This window comes from Paraglaciecola mesophila (assembly GCF_009906955.1).
GTDB lineage: Bacteria > Pseudomonadota > Gammaproteobacteria > Enterobacterales > Alteromonadaceae > Paraglaciecola > Paraglaciecola mesophila_A.
Window position 1 is genome coordinate 1091925 of record NZ_CP047656.1, and the last position, 19164, is coordinate 1111088.

14 protein-coding genes, 1 tRNA gene and 1 pseudogene are annotated in these 19164 nt (G+C 44.1%); 4 read left to right on the top strand and 12 right to left on the bottom strand.

Annotated elements, in window-relative coordinates:
- Positions 1-5 precede the first annotated feature (5 nt).
- From infB to FX988_RS04660, 7 genes are all read right to left on the bottom strand, one after another.
- Positions 6-2615: a translation initiation factor IF-2 gene (infB, locus tag FX988_RS04630; protein ID WP_160178559.1), complete on the bottom strand. Its 2610-nt coding sequence runs from the start codon at positions 2613-2615 to the stop codon at positions 6-8.
- Positions 2616-2639: 24 nt separating this feature from the next.
- Complete coding sequence (gene nusA / locus FX988_RS04635) at positions 2640-4133, bottom strand: transcription termination factor NusA (RefSeq protein ID WP_160178560.1); 1494 nt, start codon at positions 4131-4133, stop codon at positions 2640-2642.
- 48 nt (positions 4134-4181) lie between these two features.
- Positions 4182-4640, bottom strand: coding sequence for a ribosome maturation factor RimP (gene rimP / locus FX988_RS04640; RefSeq protein ID WP_007985483.1), 459 nt, complete (start codon positions 4638-4640; stop codon positions 4182-4184).
- 160 nt (positions 4641-4800) lie between these two features.
- A tRNA-Met gene (locus FX988_RS04645) sits at positions 4801-4877 on the bottom strand.
- A 173-nt stretch (positions 4878-5050) separates the two neighbouring features.
- Entirely contained in the window at positions 5051-5356 is a 306-nt protein-coding gene (locus FX988_RS04650) for a 4a-hydroxytetrahydrobiopterin dehydratase (RefSeq protein WP_007985481.1), read from the bottom strand.
- 166 nt (positions 5357-5522) lie between these two features.
- Positions 5523-8207 (bottom strand): TonB-dependent receptor plug domain-containing protein, encoded by a 2685-nt coding sequence (locus FX988_RS04655; RefSeq protein WP_160178561.1) that lies wholly within the window; start codon positions 8205-8207, stop codon positions 5523-5525.
- 278 nt (positions 8208-8485) lie between these two features.
- Positions 8486-8932, bottom strand: coding sequence for a MaoC family dehydratase (locus FX988_RS04660; RefSeq protein WP_007985477.1), 447 nt, complete (start codon positions 8930-8932; stop codon positions 8486-8488).
- A gap of 301 nt (positions 8933-9233) precedes the next feature.
- Here FX988_RS04660 and FX988_RS04665 point away from each other — a divergent pair, with 301 nt between their 5' ends.
- Positions 9234-10031 (top strand): M23 family metallopeptidase, encoded by a 798-nt coding sequence (locus tag FX988_RS04665; protein ID WP_007985475.1) that lies wholly within the window; start codon positions 9234-9236, stop codon positions 10029-10031.
- Positions 10032-10405: 374 nt separating this feature from the next.
- Positions 10406-12661 carry an acyl-CoA dehydrogenase gene (locus FX988_RS04670; RefSeq protein WP_160178562.1) on the top strand — a complete coding sequence of 752 codons (2256 nt, stop codon included), beginning with the start codon at positions 10406-10408 and terminating at the stop codon, positions 12659-12661.
- Between the two features lie 95 nt (positions 12662-12756).
- On the opposite strand, the pseudogene FX988_RS04675 reads toward FX988_RS04670, so the two are convergent.
- Positions 12757-12906: pseudogene (locus FX988_RS04675) on the bottom strand (aminotransferase class V-fold PLP-dependent enzyme); the annotation flags it as partial.
- A gap of 496 nt (positions 12907-13402) precedes the next feature.
- On the opposite strand from FX988_RS04675, the gene FX988_RS04680 reads away from it, so the two are divergent.
- Positions 13403-13954 (top strand): hypothetical protein, encoded by a 552-nt coding sequence (locus tag FX988_RS04680; RefSeq protein ID WP_008303073.1) that lies wholly within the window; start codon positions 13403-13405, stop codon positions 13952-13954.
- A gap of 119 nt (positions 13955-14073) precedes the next feature.
- Here the strand turns inward: FX988_RS04680 and FX988_RS04685 are convergent, their stop codons facing one another.
- From FX988_RS04685 to FX988_RS04695, 3 genes are all read right to left on the bottom strand, one after another.
- Complete coding sequence (locus FX988_RS04685) at positions 14074-15396, bottom strand: aminotransferase class V-fold PLP-dependent enzyme (RefSeq protein WP_160178563.1); 1323 nt, start codon at positions 15394-15396, stop codon at positions 14074-14076.
- A gap of 258 nt (positions 15397-15654) precedes the next feature.
- Positions 15655-16830 carry a mandelate racemase/muconate lactonizing enzyme family protein gene (locus FX988_RS04690; protein WP_007983924.1) on the bottom strand — a complete coding sequence of 392 codons (1176 nt, stop codon included), beginning with the start codon at positions 16828-16830 and terminating at the stop codon, positions 15655-15657.
- A 49-nt stretch (positions 16831-16879) separates the two neighbouring features.
- Complete coding sequence (locus FX988_RS04695; protein WP_007983926.1) at positions 16880-17647, bottom strand: class II aldolase/adducin family protein; 768 nt, start codon at positions 17645-17647, stop codon at positions 16880-16882.
- A gap of 334 nt (positions 17648-17981) precedes the next feature.
- Between FX988_RS04695 and FX988_RS04700 the strand changes: the two genes are divergently transcribed.
- Complete coding sequence (locus tag FX988_RS04700) at positions 17982-18257, top strand: peptidylprolyl isomerase (protein ID WP_008303067.1); 276 nt, start codon at positions 17982-17984, stop codon at positions 18255-18257.
- Between the two features lie 8 nt (positions 18258-18265).
- Here FX988_RS04700 and FX988_RS04705 read toward each other — a convergent pair whose 3' ends face one another.
- Complete coding sequence (locus FX988_RS04705) at positions 18266-19093, bottom strand: phytanoyl-CoA dioxygenase family protein (protein ID WP_007983932.1); 828 nt, start codon at positions 19091-19093, stop codon at positions 18266-18268.
- Between the last annotated feature and the right edge of the window lie 71 nt (positions 19094-19164).

Consider the following 19164-nt stretch of genomic DNA (forward strand, 5'->3'; position numbering starts at 1 on the left):
GCGAATTATAGCTCACGCTCAACTTGAACGATTTCAAATACTTCGATTTGGTCGCCCACTTTAACGTCATTGTAGTTCTTCACGCCGATACCACACTCAACACCGTTACGTACTTCTTGTACGTCATCTTTGAAGCGTCTTAGTGACTCAAGCTCACCTTCATAGATAACCACATTCTCACGCAATACGCGGATTGGGTTACTGCGTTTAATTGTACCTTCAACGACCATACAACCAGCAATCGCGCCCAATTTCGGTGACTTGAACACGTCACGTACTTCAGCCAAGCCAATAATTTCTTGTTTGAACTCTGGCGCTAGCATACCTGTCATCGCCATCTTAACTTCATCAATCAAGCTATAGATAACACTGTAGTAACGTAAATCAATTTCTTCTGATTCAATGATACGTCTAGCACTTGCATCAGCACGTACGTTGAAACCAACCACGATAGCGCTTGATGCTGCAGCCAAGCTGGCATCAGTTTCAGTAATACCACCTACACCGCTGCCTACTATGTTCACTTTCACTTCAGAAGTAGACAATTTAGTCAGTGAGTCAGAGATCGCTTCAACTGAACCTTGAACGTCGGCTTTAAGCACGATGTTAAGTTCGCTAACATCTCCTGCTTCCATGTTGGCGAACATGTTTTCAAGTTTCGCTTTTTGTTGCTTAGCAAGTTTAATTTCGCGTTGTTTAGCATTACGTTTAGTCGCTACTTCACGGGCCTTACGCTCGTCTTGAACCACTAGAGCATCTTCACCGGCAACAGGCACACCTGATAAACCAAGTACTTCTACTGGTGTTGACGGGCCTGCGATATCAACCGTGTTGCCGTTTTCATCACGCATAGCACGAACTCGGCCATACTCAATACCACAAAGCAAGATATCACCGGCTTTAAGTTGACCTTCTTGCACCAGTACAGAAGCGACTGGACCGCGACCTTTATCTAAGCGCGACTCAATAACAATCCCTTTAGCAGAACCTGTAGGCGGCGCTTTAAGATCAAGTAATTCAGCTTGTAAGCTAATCGCTTCTAGTAATGCATCAATACCTAAACCCGTTTTAGCGGAAACGTTAACGAACTGATGCTCACCGCCCCACTCTTCTGAAATCACTTCAAGTTGTGACAATTCAGTTTTAACGCGATCAGGATCCGCGCTGTCTTTATCCATTTTATTAACAGCTACAATCAAAGGAACGCCAGCAGCTTTAGAGTGCTGCACCGCTTCTTTGGTTTGTGGCATTACGCCATCATCTGCTGCGACAACCAGAACAACGATATCCGTTGCTGTGGCACCACGAGCGCGCATGGCGGTAAACGCAGCGTGACCTGGTGTATCTAAGAACGCAATGCGCCCATTATCAGTCTCAACACTATAGGCACCAATGTGCTGAGTAATACCACCGGCTTCACCTGCGGCTACCTTCGCACGGCGAATGTAATCAAGTAACGATGTTTTACCATGGTCAACGTGACCCATGATAGTCACAACTGGTGCACGAGATGCCAAGTCAGAGGTTACATTATCTGCCAACAATTCATCTTCTAACGCGTTGTCGTTAACAAGCTCGTATTTATGACCCATTTCTTCAACGACTAATACCGCTGTTTCTTGGTCTAATACTTGGTTAATCGTCGCCATCTCACCCATTTTCATCATGGCTTTGATAACTTCAGTGGCTTTAATAGCCAACTTACTTGCTAAGTCACTAACGGTGATCGTTTCGCCTAAACGTACGATACGTTCAACCGGTTGAGCTGGCTTGTTAAACGCATGCTTAAGGTCAGAACCTGCATTACGTTTTGACTTTTTACGACGACGTCCACCACGTTCAATTTTAATATCATCAGCATCTTCAGCTTCTTGTGCATAACGGTTACTGTGTACATGCACTTCTTCTGCTTCTTGCTTCTTACGGCGCTCTTCTTCTTCTTTCCAGCGACGTGAGTTTTCTTCAGCTAACTTGCGTGCTTCTTCTGCTGCTTTTTTCGCATCTTCTTCAAGCTTGCGCTGCGCTTCTTGCTCTTGCTTCTTGCGGATATTCTCCGCTTCTGTGCGAGCACGCTCTTGTTCCGCTTTTTCCTCGGGGCTCAAAGCAGACTCTTCAGCTTGACGCGCCTCTGCTTCTTTTTTCGCTTTTTCTGCACGAGCAAGACGCTCTGCTTCTGCCTTTGCTTTAGATTCAGCGGCTTTCTTCGCTTTTTCTTCAGCGGCTTTTTTCGCTTCTTCTTCGGCGGCTTTTTCAGCTTCAAGCTTTGCTTGTTGCTCAGCTAATGCACGAGCTGTCTCTTCTTCCGCTAAACGCGCTTCTTCTAAATCAGTACGCTTAACATAAGTACGTTTTTTACGTACTTCTACCGTTACCGCCTTAGACTTGCCCATATTGAGCGTGCTAGTCGTCTTGCGTTGTAGTGTCATTCGCTTGGGCGCTTCAGAGCCCGTACCGCCATGTTGTTTGCTTAAATAATCCAACAGCTGACGTTTTTCATCTTCAGTCACGTTTTCATTTGCCGCTTTAACAATATCAGCATCTTTAAACTGCTTAACTAAGCGGTCAACCGAAGTGCCGATATCGGCGGCGAGTTTTTCAATGGATACTTCTGCCATATTCGTAATTCCTCTTTGGTGACCCTATTCTTCGTTAAACCAGACAATGTTACGTGCAGCCATGATTAATTGGCCCGCTTTTTCTTCGTCTAGTTCTTCAATATCGCTGATCTCGTCTACGCCTTGCTCCGCTAGCGCTTCAAGATCGGTAATACCGCGACTTGCCAATGTATAGGCAACATGGCGTTCCATACCGGCTAAACTTAATAGCTCTTCTTTTGGTTCAGAGGCTTCCAATGTCTCTTCGTTGGCTAACGCTTGCGTGGTTAATGCTGCGCGCGCTCTGCTACGTAAATCTTCAACGATGTCTTCATCAAGGCCGTCAATTTCAAGTAGCTCATTAATGGGTACATAAGCAATTTCTTCAAGCGTAGAGAAACCTTCATCAACCAATACCGCGGCGAATTCTTCGTCAATATCAAGACCATTGACGAAAACAGCCAGTACTTTAGAATTTTCTTCTTCGTGTTTGGCATTTAAGTCTTCAACTGTCATCACGTTCAACTCCCAGCCCGTAAGCTGAGCGGCTAAACGTACGTTTTGACCACTACGGCCAATTGCTTGTGCTAAGTTGTCAGACTCAACCGCAACATCCATAGTGTGGTTATCTTCATCAACTACAATTGATGCCACTTCAGCTGGTGCCATAGCATTGATAACAAACTGTGCTGGGTTGTCGTCCCACAGCACGATATCAACGCGCTCACCGCTTAGCTCACTGCTTACCGCTTGAACTCGTGAGCCCCGCATACCAACACATGCCCCCACTGGGTCCAAGCGTTTGTCATTGGTTTTCACTGCGATTTTAGCTCGTGAACCAGGATCGCGAGCCGCAGCTTTGATTTCTAATGTTTCTTCAGCAATTTCAGGCACTTCCAGTCTGAACAGCTCGACCAACATGTCTGGGTGAGTACGGCTAATAAATAACTGTGCTCCGCGCGCTTCAGGTCGAATAACGTAAAGTAAACCACGAACACGGTCACCTGGACGGAAAGTTTCTCGAGGTAGCATGTCATCGCGGTAAATAACGCCTTCAGCATTATTACCTAAATCGATAATAATATTATCGCGGTTAACCTTTTTGACTGTACCGGTAATTAAATCACCAACACGTTCTTCGTATTCTGCCATCACTTGAGCGCGCTCAGCTTCACGTACCTTTTGTACGATGACTTGCTTAGCCGTTTGCGTCGTTATACGGTCAAATTTAATGGACTCGATTTGATCTTCAACATATTCACCTAATTGAATATCTGGCTCGTCAATTTGAGCTGCAGACAAGGTCATTTCAGCAAATGGATTCTCTTGCTTTTGATCATCAGCGATAACCATCCAACGACGGAATGTATCGAAATCACCTGTAACGCGGTCGATAGATACTCGAACTTCAATCTCGCCTTCAGTTTTCTTTTTAGTAGCACTTGCAATGGCGAACTCTAACGCTTCAAAGATTTTTTCTCTTGGAACTTGTTTTTCATTTGAAACGGCTTCCGCCACTAACAAAATTTCTTTATTCATGATTGCCTCACTGATTATTCTTTAGCAAAAGCCTTTATGGCCATCTACTCAATCAAACGTTGGAACAACATTGCCTTTTTCAATATTGGCAAAGGCCAATACAAATTCTTGGTTATCGACTTCAATAGTTAGCATGCCATCAGCTTCAGACAATAATTTACCTTTGAAATTACGTCTGTCTCCCATTGGCATTTTCAATCGTAATGTGACGACTTCACCCACTGAATCAATATAATGCTGTAACTTAAATAAGGGACGTTCCATGCCCGGTGAGGACACTTCTAAGTTGTATTCGGTATTAATAGGGTCTTCCACGTCAAGCACAGCACTTACTTGGTGGCTTACCTCTGCGCAATGATCCACCGTAATACCATCGGGGTGATCAATGTAAACGCGCATGGTTGAGTGTTTTCCTGCGCGAACAAATTCAATCCCCACCATCTCAAAACCAAGGGCTTCGACAGGTGCGGTCAACATTTCAGTTAATTTCTGTTCTAGTTGTGACAAAACTCACGCTCCAAAAACGAAAAAAGGGCCATCAGCCCAGAGTAAATTAAAAACAGGATAAAAAGGATAACAAAAAGCCCCGTACAAGCGGGGCTTTTTGTTTCTGGACCCTAGTCCACTATTCTCACCGAAAATTGACTGAATGCCAAGTTTCAAAAAGTGGTTGCGGGAGCAGGATTTGAACCTACGACCTTCGGGTTATGAGCCCGACGAGCTACCAGACTGCTCCATCCCGCGCTTGAAATCTTTGTCGATAACAACACATCGTAATGTGTGTCGCGTCTCGAGTGGGGCGTATTATACATAGCTAACGGGACGGTGCAAGTGTTGTGAAGCATAAATCACAAATTAATCCAGAAGTTTAATTGCTCTGTATACAATTCATACAAATCAGCTGGTTACGTGTTGCCCTAAACGTGGAAAAGATCCATTTTAGCCGCCAGTTTAAAGTCCAACTCACTTAAACCACCCACGTCGTGCGTTGTTAAATTAACTTCTACTTTATTATATACATTAAACCACTCAGGATGGTGATTGAGCTTCTCGGCCCAAATAGCAATTTGACTCATCCAGCCGAATGCGCGGATAAAACTCTTGAACTTAAAATTTTTAGTCAATTTATCGTTGTTAATTTGCCACTGCTGCTCTGCCGGCAAATCTTTGTTTAACTCATTCAACTTCGCTTGGGTTTCACCCTCTGTTAATTTGTCGACCATATCATCCTCTTATTTGATCATTCTACGTCACTGCCTATCATGCCGTCACAGAGTTAAAATGAAAGTGAACGGACGATTTAAATACTACTCATGCGGGCACTTAAGTTTACAAGGCGACATAACAAAAAAACCTGCCGAAGCAGGTTTTTCATAATAAAAGTAATGCCTAGAACTCTACTGCGAAGCGTGCGTAAATTTGACGGCCTCTTGGATCATGTACCTTACTGTCGAAACCACTGTTGGTGAATAATTGTGGTGGCTCTTCGTCCGTTATGTTTATGCCGCCAACGGACAATACATAGTTGTTTTGTGTGTCAAACAAGGCGCCCAAATTCACGTTGTACTGCACGTCATAGGTCACTTGGCTATCAACGCCTTTAAAACCACCTAACGCTTCACATGAACCTGTATTAACGCTGCCATCTGCACAGTTTTGATCATCATCATAGCTATCTATATAACGAGCAAAAATGTTAGCTGAGTGTGCACCTGAAGACCAGTTTAAACCTAGATTCAAGCGTAGTTCAGGAGACGAAGTACCAATATTGGTAAAGTTTCTGCGACCCGCTCCGTCTATTTTACCCGCTTGAGGGTCGTCTAGCTCATATTCTAAAATATAAGTGGCATTGATAGACGGTACAAACATGCCAGCATCTGTGTCTATTTTATAACTGGTCACAAAATCTAAACCTGAAGTTTCAAGGGAACTAGCATTCACGTAAGTGTTGTTCACTTGAGTCAGCGGGCCAGTCAGTGGGTCACCTGCACGAACAACACGCTCAGGATCGCTTGGGTCTAAATTCAACACGGCCTGCGGATTCTCTTGAATAATCAAATCTTCAAATTCGAAGTTCCAGTAGTCCACTTCAATAGAAAAGTCGCTAATTGGCTCGAACGACACACCAAGATTGTAAGCGGTAGATTCTTCAGGTTTTAAGTCTTCATTCCCTACTGTGCGTACTGCTGCAAACGCATTCGCACCGATGAGTGGGTCAACAAGTTGCTGTAGCGAGGTGCCACCACCATTTCTCAAAAATACCGTTGGTGCTCTGAACGAGGTTGATATTGAACCACGGAATGAAAGCTCTTCACTAGCACGATAAGAAAACGCCACTTTTGGATCAATCGTATCGCCAATAGAACCGCCGTAATCTTCGTAACGCACAGCAAGCTGAATATCTAAATCGTCAGTTACCGGTAGTGCCATCTCAGCAAACGCAGCCCACACATCTAAAGATCCGTCAAAGTCAGGGTTACCTATTACAAACGTAAAGCTGTCTTGATTAGCCAGTGCGTCGTAATCTTGGCTCAATGATTCTTCGCGGTATTGCATACCAAATGCAAGGCCAGCAGCACCGCCGTCCATATCAAACACATCGAACGACATAAAACCTTCAAATACTTGCAAATCAGATTTTGAATCGATGGTTTCAAGCCCTGTAAATGAATCAATTACGTACTGAGAGTTAGGCGCAGTTGTGTACGATGTCGCGAAAGGATTAAAGTACTCGCAATCGCCCTCGCCTGGCGTACCTGTTAACGGATTACATTGTCCGCCGCCCAAACCATTTAACGCTAAGTTAAATTCTGTGTTCAACACGTCCGGAACGCTGAAGAAGAAGTCATTGGTGGCATTGGTATAACTCAACTCCCAGAAGCCATGCTCTAGCTCACCTTGCAATGCGGTGTTAAAACGAAATGTATCAGATTCCGTATTAGCAAAATCAGGGGCTTTACCGTTACCCTCAGCACGGCCGAAAAAAGTAACTGCTTGTCCAAATGGGTTTTCAGGGTGATCGGCAGGCACAACTGGCCCAGTAAGGATTGGGAAACTTGGCGCGCCACCACGAGATGCACGGTTACGTGCAAAGCTAACTTCAGTCGTCCAGCTCATTTCGTCAGTCAATTCATATTCTGCTTTTACATAAGCATTAAGACGAGATTCATCTGGTACGTATGAATAATCTTTACCGAAATCAAACATACACAGGCCAACATCTAAGCCTGGTACAGTCCCTGGAGGCGCGAGTAACGATGGACTTCCACCGAATTCCTCACAACCATAGGGATCAATAAACGGCGTAGGTCCAATAAAATATGAGCCTGGGTTACCGAGCGCACTGCTGTCATCTTGCGGGCGACTTAAACGACGATCTTTAATAAAAAGAGGTGAACGATTGGTATAGCTCACTGCCGCTATAATACTGCTATCATCGCTGCTAGTGCCCCATAAACCTTGCAATACATATTCTTTATTATTGCCATGAGCACCGTCTTGGTAGTCTGCGCTGAGCTTAACGCCGTCATAATTTCGTTTGGTTATAAAGTTCACCACGCCTGCTACCGCATCTGAACCATAGAGTGCTGAAGCACCATCTTTGATAATTTCTACTCTGTCGATCGCGATCATAGGAACCAGAGAACTGGTATCCACAAAGTTCAAGCCATTGTTGGTCGGCTGCGCTGTAACCACTTGGCGTTTATTGTTTAACAACACCAAAGTAGAGGCAACACCTAACCCGCGCAGATTGATATTTGAAGTACCTGCTGTGGCGTTTTGCGTGAATGCATCTGGGTTATTTTCAGCCCCGGTGTTAATGGTGAGGGTTTGCGTGATATCGGCGATGTTTTTCGCGCCTAGCGCGTCAATAGCAACACTATCAACGACGGACAAAGGGGAAGGTGATTCAAAGTTTTCACTACGGCGAACGAAGCTACCGGTCACCATAATCATTTCTATATCTTCTTTTTTCTCTACGTTAGCTTCTTGGGCTAATACGGTAGGCGAGGTTAATAAAAATTGCGCGGAAATAGCCGCGGCTAAAGCACTGACTCGTGTGTTTATCTTCATCGTGTGTTCTCGAGGTAATTATCAGATTAAAATCGAGCGTGTAAACAACGGCTTCCACTCAGACTGACCGCGCGTCAATTTTGTCTAATAGTTATAATTCTAACCAGTAAGTGACTGATTCTCGGGCGCTAAACTTAAGCGACACAATGATAGTAGGGGGGGATTATTGATATGTAAACGCAATGTTACTTATATGTAAATATTAGCTCGATTCATGGTCAGACCAGTTAGTCATTATAGAGCAATCTTTTGGGTAAAAAGATTGCTCAGACTAAAGTTTAACCCAGAAGCATCATTAAGAATTTACCTACAGCAGCAGGCTTGTCTCGTCCTTTGATTTCTATCTGCGTGTCGAAGCTAAATAAGGTGCCAAGGGGCTTCTTTTCTTTACTGGCCAAAGAAGACACAAAACGTATTTCATCATCAACACGAACTGGCTCTAAAAAGCGTATTTTATCTATTCCGTAGTTCAATACTGTTTGACTTGCGGAATCGAGCTGAACCATATGATAAAAGGACTCTGGCATTAATGTCACACTCAAATAGCCATGAGCAATCGTGGTTTTAAAGGGGCTTTCTCTCGCACATCTTTTTGGATCCACATGAATCCATTGGTGATCTCCCGTCGCATCAGCGAAGAGGTTAATCCGCTCTTGGTCGATTTTCAGCCAAGTGCTTGGCGCTAGCTCCTCACCTAATTCAATTTCCAACAAACCTTTAGCCATCTGTGGCTCCTTTAGAGTGTAATATCATCACGATAACGCTAGCACCGAGCCTCTCGGTGTGGCAACTCACCTAAAGTTATTGAGATGTATAAATTAAATTGGGCATAAATACCGACAAATCTAGTTAAAAGAGCCGTTAAAAAATGGTCAACATTCACAGTGGTGATGAAACGGTTGAGTATACAAGAGGCCATTCGTCTTAATAATTAGGCACTTTGCCTGACATGAGAAATTTATTTCTAGTGAAGTGGTCTGCATCTCAATACAAATGACTATGTGTAACGGTTTCCAAGAGGCTCAAATGATAAAAAGGTGGCTAAGTGTTGCGGTATTAAGTGGTATGTCGTTCTTAACCCAAGCTTATTGTATTGACGACTGGGCTTGTTTTGAAAAAATTAAGCGAGGTAAAACCATAGAATACTGGTTAAGTAACAACAAGCCCTACCCTATTACTTCAACGCTTGATGTGGATACCCGTAACCTTAAAAGTGAAAATTCTATAAAGAACACGTACAGCGAAACTCGCGTGCTCCACGCATTAGCCCGAGTAAAAATTCTAACCCTGAGTGCCATTGATGCCAACCGTTCGGTTTCAAATCATGAAAGCTTCTATTGGACTCCCGGCATTAAAAACGCCAAGCATAATGATAGTTATCGTTATGCTCTACCCTATGCAAAGAATCAATCCTTTAGAGTGGTTCAAGGATTCAATGGTGGTTATAGCCACCAAGGTGCATCGCGCTACGCCGTTGATTTTGCCATGCCTATAGGCACGCCTATTCATGCTGCACGTGAAGGTCAAGTTATCGATTTGCAAGAAAACCACCGCCGTGGAGGGGCCCATCGACGTTATGCCAAATATGCCAATTTCGTTACGCTACTTCATGAAGATGGCACCACAGGTGAGTACTATCACTTACAGCACAAAGGTGTCGCAGTTGCGCTAGGTGATCACGTTCAGCGCGGACAGTTACTAGGCTATTCAGGTAATACAGGTTTTTCATCACTGCCGCATTTACACTTCGCGGTGTACTTCGCCAAAAGTCATGGTAAATACCAGTCGGTTCCCATCACGTTTAATACCAATTCCAATAAATAACTAACCACTGAGCGTAAATTATTAAAAGTAAATGGTATAAAAACGCGTCTCACTGGGGCGTGAACTCATCAGCTACGCCTAGTCAGTGAATGTAGATAAGCCAAACTTAGCTGACGACAACACCTGCTCATTCCTATTCAAAATTAGCGCCCCGTTATGGATCCACAATCGACTTTAGGCTTTCGCGCTTTTCAATAACATATTGATTTAAAAGTTTATTGACTTGATAAAAGCGGAATAAAAACGCTATCTGTGACGAAATATTTACACAGCATAACAACCAAGAGACACACCTAAAACGAAGAAATATTTGATCTATTCAAGAATATGCGTAGTATTAATTGCAACTGGTCAGATGAGCGGATGAGTAAATTATGAGTATTAGAACAAACCTGAAAAAAGTATTACCTGCAATTTCCGTAACTGAGCAAGAAGCATTAGATGCGGGAGATGTATGGATTGAATCGTCAATTTATCGTGGCAAACCAGACATGCAAGCGTTGCGTGCAATTCCTAAAGCAACGCTAAGCGCTGACGAACAAGCATTTCTAGACGGCCCCGTGCAAGAACTGCTAGAAATGGTCGACGATTACGAGCTACAAAACAGCAATCACCTACCACAAAATGTGCTGGACTTTTTATCAGTCAATAAATTTTTCGCTTTGATCATTCCAAAGAAATTTGGCGGATTAGAGTTCTCTCCTTATGCCAACTCAACCATAGTGGCCACCATTGCCGTTAAAAGCAGTGCTGTTGCGGTTACTGTGATGGTTCCAAATTCGTTAGGCCCTGGCGAACTATTGATGCACTACGGCACTACAGAGCAGCAAAATCAATGGTTGCCAAATTTAGCTGTCGGTAAAGACATTCCATGTTTTGCCCTTACCAGCCCAGAAGCTGGCTCTGATGCGGGTGCTATTCCTGATACGGGCATAGTCACGAAAGGCCAATATAACGGTGAAGAAGTACTTGGTTTATCCGTCACTTGGGATAAGCGTTACATTACGCTGGCACCAATAGCGACTGTGCTTGGCCTTGCATTTAAAGTGTTTGATCCAGACAACCTACTTGGCGATAAAAAAGAGCTAGGCATTACCTGTGCTCTTATTCCTAAATCACACCCAGGTGTTGAACTAGGGAATCGTCACGATCCTATGGGTATTCGTTTTTATAACGGCACCACTCGCGGCAACAAAGTGTTTATCCCTATGGATTTCATTATAGGCGGGCAGAAAAACATTGGTCGCGGCTGGCAGATGCTGGTTAGTTGCCTAGGTGCAGGGCGCGGTATTTCACTTCCAGCAATGGGAGTTGCTTCTGCTCAATCGGCACTTAAATCCACTGCTGAATACTCATTTGTTCGTGAACAATTCGGCGTGCCCATTGGGCGTTTCGAAGGTATTCAAGAAAAGCTTGCCGATATTGCAGGCAAAACCTTTGTATTAGAAGCCATGCGAGTATTAACCACTGAAGGTCTGGGTTTAGGCCTTAAACCTTCTGTTGTCACTGCGATGGCTAAATACCACATGACTGAATTAGGCCGTGATGTGTGTAATACCGCCATGGATATTCAAGCGGGTAAAGCAATTCAACGTGGCCCACAGAATACCTTAGCCAATGGTTATGCGGCACAGCCCATTGCAATTACCGTTGAGGGTGCGAACATTCTAACTCGAAGCTTGATGATTTTCGGCCAAGGTGCGATGCGTTGTCACCCTCACATGAAAGAAATGGTTGATTTGATCCACAGCGATGAGCCATCAGCAGACAAAGAATTCAACAAGGTATTGGGGAAAACAATCAGCTTTAGCGTTAAAAATGCCTTACGCAGTTTTAGCAAAAGCTACTTAACCTTTACCCGTTCGGCGCAGTCAAGCTTGCCTGAAGTGAAACCATACGAAAAACGCATGAATGCCCTTTCTGCCAAACTCGCTCCACTTGCTGACTTGTCTTTGTTAGTGCTAGGCGGTGATTTGAAAAAAGCAGAAATGCTATCGGCTCGTTTGGGCGATGTAATGAGCTACTTGTATGCCTCGATGGCTGTTGTACGTTTCTATGAGCAACGTGTTACTAACCGCGTCGAAGCCAAGCCATACTTTGAATACGCCATTCAATGGTGTATACAACAGGGTGAGCAAGCGCTAAACGAATTCGTGAATAACTTCCCGAACACAGCTACCCGTGGCTTAATGCGCGTGTTAACCAATACCTATACACGTTCAGTGCCGGCCATCTCTGACAAGCTAAAACGTGAGCTATCAGATGCGACCATGGCACAAAGCTCTATCATGGCGGATTTAACCCACTTGGTTAAGGTCATACCTGGTGATGGTAACCACATCAACCAAGAGGCATTTGCGGCAAAACACGACGTAATGGCCATCCTTAAAGTCGTGCAAAAAGCACTACGCAAAAACCCTGTGGTCCCTTTTGTTTCCTTTGAACATGCAGTGACTAAACTACATGAAAACGGTGAACTAAACGCAGACGAATACGCTCGCGTAATCGATTATAACAATAAGCGACAGTTAGCCGTGCGTGTTGACGAATACACCTTTGATATGGAACTGCTTGATGCCAATCAACAGTTAGTCAAGGAAGGTTCTCAGCCGCAAAATAACGCCGCATAACAGCAGGCGGGGAAGCAAAAAGGGGATGATATTTATATCATCCCCTTTTTTTATTTTTGCTGTTTATAGATATTTTTCAATTACACATGTTAGCGCTAGGCCAAAGCGCTAACTTCTGCCAGTGCCTGCTCTATTTCTTGTTCGTTATTAAGCAGTGACGGTGCAAAGCGTGCGTAGCTTTGACGATAAGGCGTGCTGCTCATGATAATGCCTTTGGCGTGCATCTTTTCTACCACTGTTTCGGGCGGCATGAATCAAACAAATTTGCCGCCGCATTTACACGGCTGATTTTGCTTGACAAAGACGGCTTACGGAATGAGTATTATTTTACTCATTATATGGAGCGTCTCAAATGATATAAGGAATGTATTACGTTTAAAGTTAGTAAACTTCTATTTTTTGCTTTATCTGCCCCCTGCCAATAGTAATTGCAAACCAAGCATTTACTAAGATTTGTGGATATATGCCGTCGGGTAAATTTCAAGAACCCGTCGAAAACACTTTGACTGGTGATAGTTACTACCCTGAGTGTCCAGCTAGCATCTCTCGCACAAGTTCAACTACTTGTGTTGTAGTGCTCCCCAGCCCTCGAGCAGAGGGAGGCGTGACTTACGTGCAGAGCCACGACCAAGTTACCCAGACTTGGGAGCCTTGTTTATGAGCTACACGGCGGATATTAGCTCTATTAACAGGCTTGTACGCTAGTAGCGTACAAGCAATTTTGCAATAGGAAAGTAAAACGTGTTGGTCATTATTCTTAGAAAATTCAATCTTATGTTTATACTGTTTACAATTCCACTAGCTTACGCCTCTGCTCAGCAAGCATACCAAAATGAAAAATCAGCTAGTGAAGACATTGAGAGAGTAGAAGTGCTTGGTTCTAAACCATTAAGTTCTCTTTTAAAGTTACGACACGAAAAGCGTTTCGCTTTTATGCATAAGTTTAACGATTTAATTGACGATGAAGATTTACATTTCGTATGTAAAAAACAAGTCGCCACTGGCTCCCACATTCGAAAGGAAGTGTGCAAAAACCAATTTGAATGGCGTATTATCCGAGAAATAGTAGACGAAGAAGTATCCAAAGGGAACGAGACCGGAGCATATGCAATCGCTCTCATGGGAAGCCAAGAACAAACGTATAGAAAAAAAGATTTATTGGAAAAAATTAACGGCCTTCTTGAAAAGAATGATGATTTTGCCAAATCATTACAAGAATTTAATAGCGCTGATGAGGCTTATAAAAAAGCGCATGCGAAGAAATTTGGCGTGTTAAGCCAGCATAAAAACTGATTGCCCATTCTCGTTATTGGATACGTCTCGTTATTGAATACGTCTCGTTGTTAAATGCTTCACATCGTATTGAAATCTACAATCAGGTCACAGCAAGCGCGTTAATAATATACACCACATTACGCAAGAGCTCGGATCTCAGCCAGCGCCAATTCTATTTCTTGTTCGTTATTAAGCAGTGACGGTGCAAAGCGTGCGTAGCTTTGACGATAAGGTGTGCTGCTCATGATAATGCCTTTGGCGTGCATCTTTTCTACCACTGTTTCGGGCGCTACCCCTTTCACATCAAAACACACTAAGCCAGATGAAAGTGAACTGTCACTCGGTGTATACAAAGTCACATGAGGCATTTTTGCTAGGCCTTGTTTAGTTTGCGTGTTTAATTGATGAATACGCTTTTGCACGTTTGCCTTGCCTAATTGAAGGTGTAATTTAAATGCCTCAGGCAATGCCCAGCGGTGCTCGAAAGAGTGAAAGCCTCCAGGAGACATATGCTCGCCAATTGGCACTTTATCTTGCGTCGTTGACCCCAGCCAAACATCGTAAGACGCTCCGAAGCTGGGAATAACAGGTTCGCTTTGGGCCCATGCTCGTTCATTTCCCCACACCACGCCTGTGCCCCTTGGCCCAAAGATCCACTTGTGAGTGCCGGCAACAAAAAAGTCACAGCCCAACTGACTAATATCTTGATCTTCTATGCCAAAACCATGAACACCATCAACACAAAATAGTATTTGTTGGTCAACTTTACGCTGACGGTTTAGCTTAGTAATAAAGTCTGCCATAGCCCGAATAGGCAGCTTTACGCCAGTGGATGAATGCACCCATGTAGCAGCCACCACTCTTGTTTTATCAGTGATAGCGTCGCGCAAACGCGTTTGCACATCGGCAACACTTACTCGTGAAGGCTGATCGTACAATGCTATGCGCTTTACTTGTGCCCCTGTGCGATTGGCACGATGCGCTAACGACATATCAGTAGAGTAATGATCATGCACAGTTTGCAGTATCTCATCCCCAGGTTGAAGTTTTAGCCCACTGTAGATCAGGCCCAGCCCCATGGTTGTGCTGTCTGTTAAGGCGATGTGTTGTGCTTCACCTCCCATATAGTCAGCGGCAGCCTGCATTATTTCACCGTCAATGGTAAGAAAGTGCTGATGCCAATAATCGGACGGGTTCTCATCAAATGCTTGTCTGTGCTTTTCGATGGCTTGGGATACAGGTTTGGGATGAGAAGCTAATAAAAAAGTAGATAACTGGATGTAATCTCGTGTTAGTGGAAATAAGTTACGCAGTGCCTGCCAATCTCCCGGCTCAAGAGCATTATTTGCGTCTGCTACCTTAGGTGCTGTTTTTGGTCCCGCTTTTAATACAGACGATATGCTGACCAAACCTGCCCCTGCGCTCAATCCTAATGCATGTAAAAATTGACGTCTTAACATCTGATTCTCCCTTTTATCATTCTTTTCGCCGCTCCTATGGCTAGCAATGCATCTACAACGAATTAAGCCATGAAGTAAGAAAGTTAAGTGTAGGAGCTATGTGTAAATTTCGCCTTTTTACAGCACTAATATGACACTCAAAAAAAGGTCAAAAAACACATAGATTAAATCGGCAAAGCCAAAAAACGAGAATGCTGAGTCACTCAACACAGTGCCTTCGAATGGCGGCACTGTGCGCTTGTGCTAGGCTTGCGAGATTTATTTCACTTCCATATGCGGTGAGCGATAAACGATTTCGTCGTTCAAATCGATACCAATTCCTGGGGTTTCAGTGACTTCAAAGAAACCATTTACCGGTTGTGGATCTTGAATACACAATTCGCGGTTCCAGTCTTTAATGGCGTAGGTATGGTGCTCGTGAATTAAAAAGTTAGGAATGGCCGTTTCTAGATGCAAACTCGCCGCCGTTGCTACAGGACCACCGCATACATGGGCCTGAATGCGCACGTCATACACATCAGCATAGTCGCACACTTTTTTCGCTTCAGTGAAGCCACCACATAAACCGATATCGGGCTGTAATACGTCTAAGCTCTGGTCTTCTAGATAGGGTCTAACACCCCAACGGTTATATAAGCGCTCGCCACCGGCAATGGGCACATTGACGCGCTTTGCGACCTTATCGTGTAACTTAGAGTTTAAGTAATTCACTGGCTCTTCGTAATACAAACAGCCGATGTCTTCTACCATTTCACCTAGCTGAATGGCCGTGGCAACCCCAGGTAGACTGTGGCATTCAAAAATAATATCTACGTCATCGCCTACTGCGTCACGAATGGCTTGCAGTCGTGCTCTAAATAAACGCATTTCAGGCTGGGTAAATAACTTGGTACGGTCAAAGTGCCCTGCTCCGGTTTTGTCATACACGATTGGGTCTACTTTTACTGCATCATAGCCTTCGGCCACCGCTTTTTCTGCTGCACGTCCGTAGTCAACCGGATCATTCAAACGCGTTACTTCTTTGTCCCAATCGAACTGTAACTGACTGGCATAAGTACGCAATTTGCCGTTGGTTTTACCGCCTAACAATTGATATAAAGGGACATTTAGCGCTTTGGCTTTAATGTCCCAAAGTGCCGTATCTATCGCACTCATGGCAGCATAAAATACTGGGCCGCCACCTAAGCCCCAGAACCCTTCTCTGAGCATTTTGCTCCACAGCAATTCTGTGTTGACTGGATTAAAGCCGATTAATAATGCCTCAGCGATTTCTTTGATCATATGCGCAGCAGCGCTGTGTCCCCAGTCGTATGCAAGGCCCGCTTCGCCGACCCCAGCGATGCCTTCATCCGTATGGATACGAATAAAAACCGGGTTCCACACTGGGCGTTTAGGGCATTCAATATCAAAAATTTCGACGCGAGTAATTTTCATTTATGCTGTTCCTGAAAGTAAATTTTAATAAATTGAGTAATATCGGGGATTATTCACAGAATAACGGATCGAGTTTATAGGCTTTGCGTAGCATAGCCGGCCAGGCTTTTTGGCCGCCAGTTTGCCCACTGTGTACCACATTAGCTTGGGCATAGATCCCATCGACAATCGCTTGCGGTATTTCAATAACAGACTGATTTGCTTGTAACAGATCCATTTGAATTTCACAGGCGCGCTGCAAGTCATAAAAACGCATAAAAGCGTCCCCCACAGTCGGACCTAACGTTAGGCCACCATGGTTGTGCAACAACATATGATTGTTGCTAGCTAAATCATCTTGCAAGCGCTTTTTCTCATCAGCATTTACCGCAAGGCCTTCATATTCGTGATAGCTCATTGATGACAACGAGAACATGGCATATTGACTCCAAGGCTGTAAACCGCCTTGCAAACTGGCAACACTAATGGTGGCTTTAGTGTGTAAATGTATCACGCACTGGGCGTCATGACGCACTTCATGTATTGCGCTGTGAATAGTGAAGCCTGCAGGATTAATGGTGTATTTTGAGTCATCAAGAATATTACCGTCTAAGTCTACTTTGACTAAATTAGACGCGGTAACCTCTTCGAAAGTCAGCCCAAAAGGATTAATCAGGTATTCGTCCGTCCCAGGAATACGTGCTGAGATGTGGGTGTAAATGAGATCTCCCCAGCGGGCATCAGCCACTAAACGGTAACAGGCAGCAAGATCTACTCGAGTTTGCCACTCAAGGTCAGAGACTTGCCCTTTTAAGCTTCTATCGGATAACGCAAACACCTTCGCTCCTTTTTTGATTGTCTTTCACAGATTCAACTTACCATTTGATAAGCAGTATATTTGCCCCGCTATACACGCCAACTCGGCTGCTGTTAGGGCATTTCGCCATTGACCCATTTATAGTAACTGAAACGCGAAGAATATCCGATACCTTAGGCGTTTAGCTTATAGGTTTTGTGTATAGCAGGAGAAGGTTTTGCATCCTTAATTCACTTGCTTTTTCTGTTTCAAATGCATCAAGCGTGGCACAATACCCAACTATTCCAACCGAGCACGAAGCAAAGCACATTTCCCCACGTGCCCACATAGCAAGCAGAATAAAAGGTGATAAACAATGAAAGCAGGTGCATGTCACATATTGGTCAAAACGGAAAAAGAAGCACAGCAACTTAAAGCGCAATTGGACAAAGGTGCGAACTTTCAGCAACTAGCGAAAAAGCATTCACTTTGCCCATCAGGTAAAAAAGGCGGCGATTTGGGTGAATTTAGCCCGGGTACTATGGTCAAGGCATTTGATAACGTGGTGTTTAAAAAGGACATTTTAACCGTACATGGCCCAGTGAAAACTCAATTCGGTTTCCACCTCATCAAAACCCTATATCGAAGTTAATTACCCCCTTACAATGGGCTCGGCTCAGCTTGCAGCCAATTTAACGGATCATATTGAGTCGTGGCGCAGGTCACGTGCAGTGTGAACGCGTGGCGCGATTTAGCTGAGCGATTTGGCGCGCTAAAATGCGGCAGTAAACCGTCAAAAACCACCAGCGAGCCTTTTTTAACTTCAAGGGGTCTAGCGTCTTCATCTTTCGGCCAAGGCGTGTCATCCAGCACCTTTAGCTCTGTGCTGTCATTAGCAAAGCGCATAAATTGCTCGCGCAGTGGCGTATCGCTGCCGTCAGCTTTAACTTGTAAACAACCATTTTCAATCGTAGCGTCTTCCACTGCAATCCAGAATGTCACCACGGACAAAGGATCACTTAAAAAATAGGTACCATCTTGATGCCAGCGGATCACCCCGCCAATCTTTGGTTGTTTGAAAATATACATAGACTGGTGAATTTGTGGCGCCAGCAAACCAACATCGTTGGCGACTTGGCGAATACGAGGGTCGTGACTGAATTTTTTAAACACGGGGTTCAAAGTATGTAATGCGTGACCAATTTTATTGATGCTAACTGCTTTTTCTTGCTGTAATTCACCGCTTTCATTAAAGGCCTCTTCTTCAAAAAAACAGCGAATTTTATCGCCTGATTGCAAAAAATAATCATCTCGAGATTTACTTTGATCTTGGGTAGAAAATACAGCGCGTGTTGAATTCGGATCGAATTGCTCCACTATCGCTTGCGCTTCACTTTTCAAGGATTGCATATCTGCCGCTGAAAAGTATTCGCTGAGCACCACGTATCCATTAGTTTGAAAAAGTTGTTTTTGTTCAGTAGTTAACACGCAAGATCTCACTGTCGTTTACAAAATTTTTAACAGTATATTGGCAAAGATTTACGACAAGCAAGCAGAGG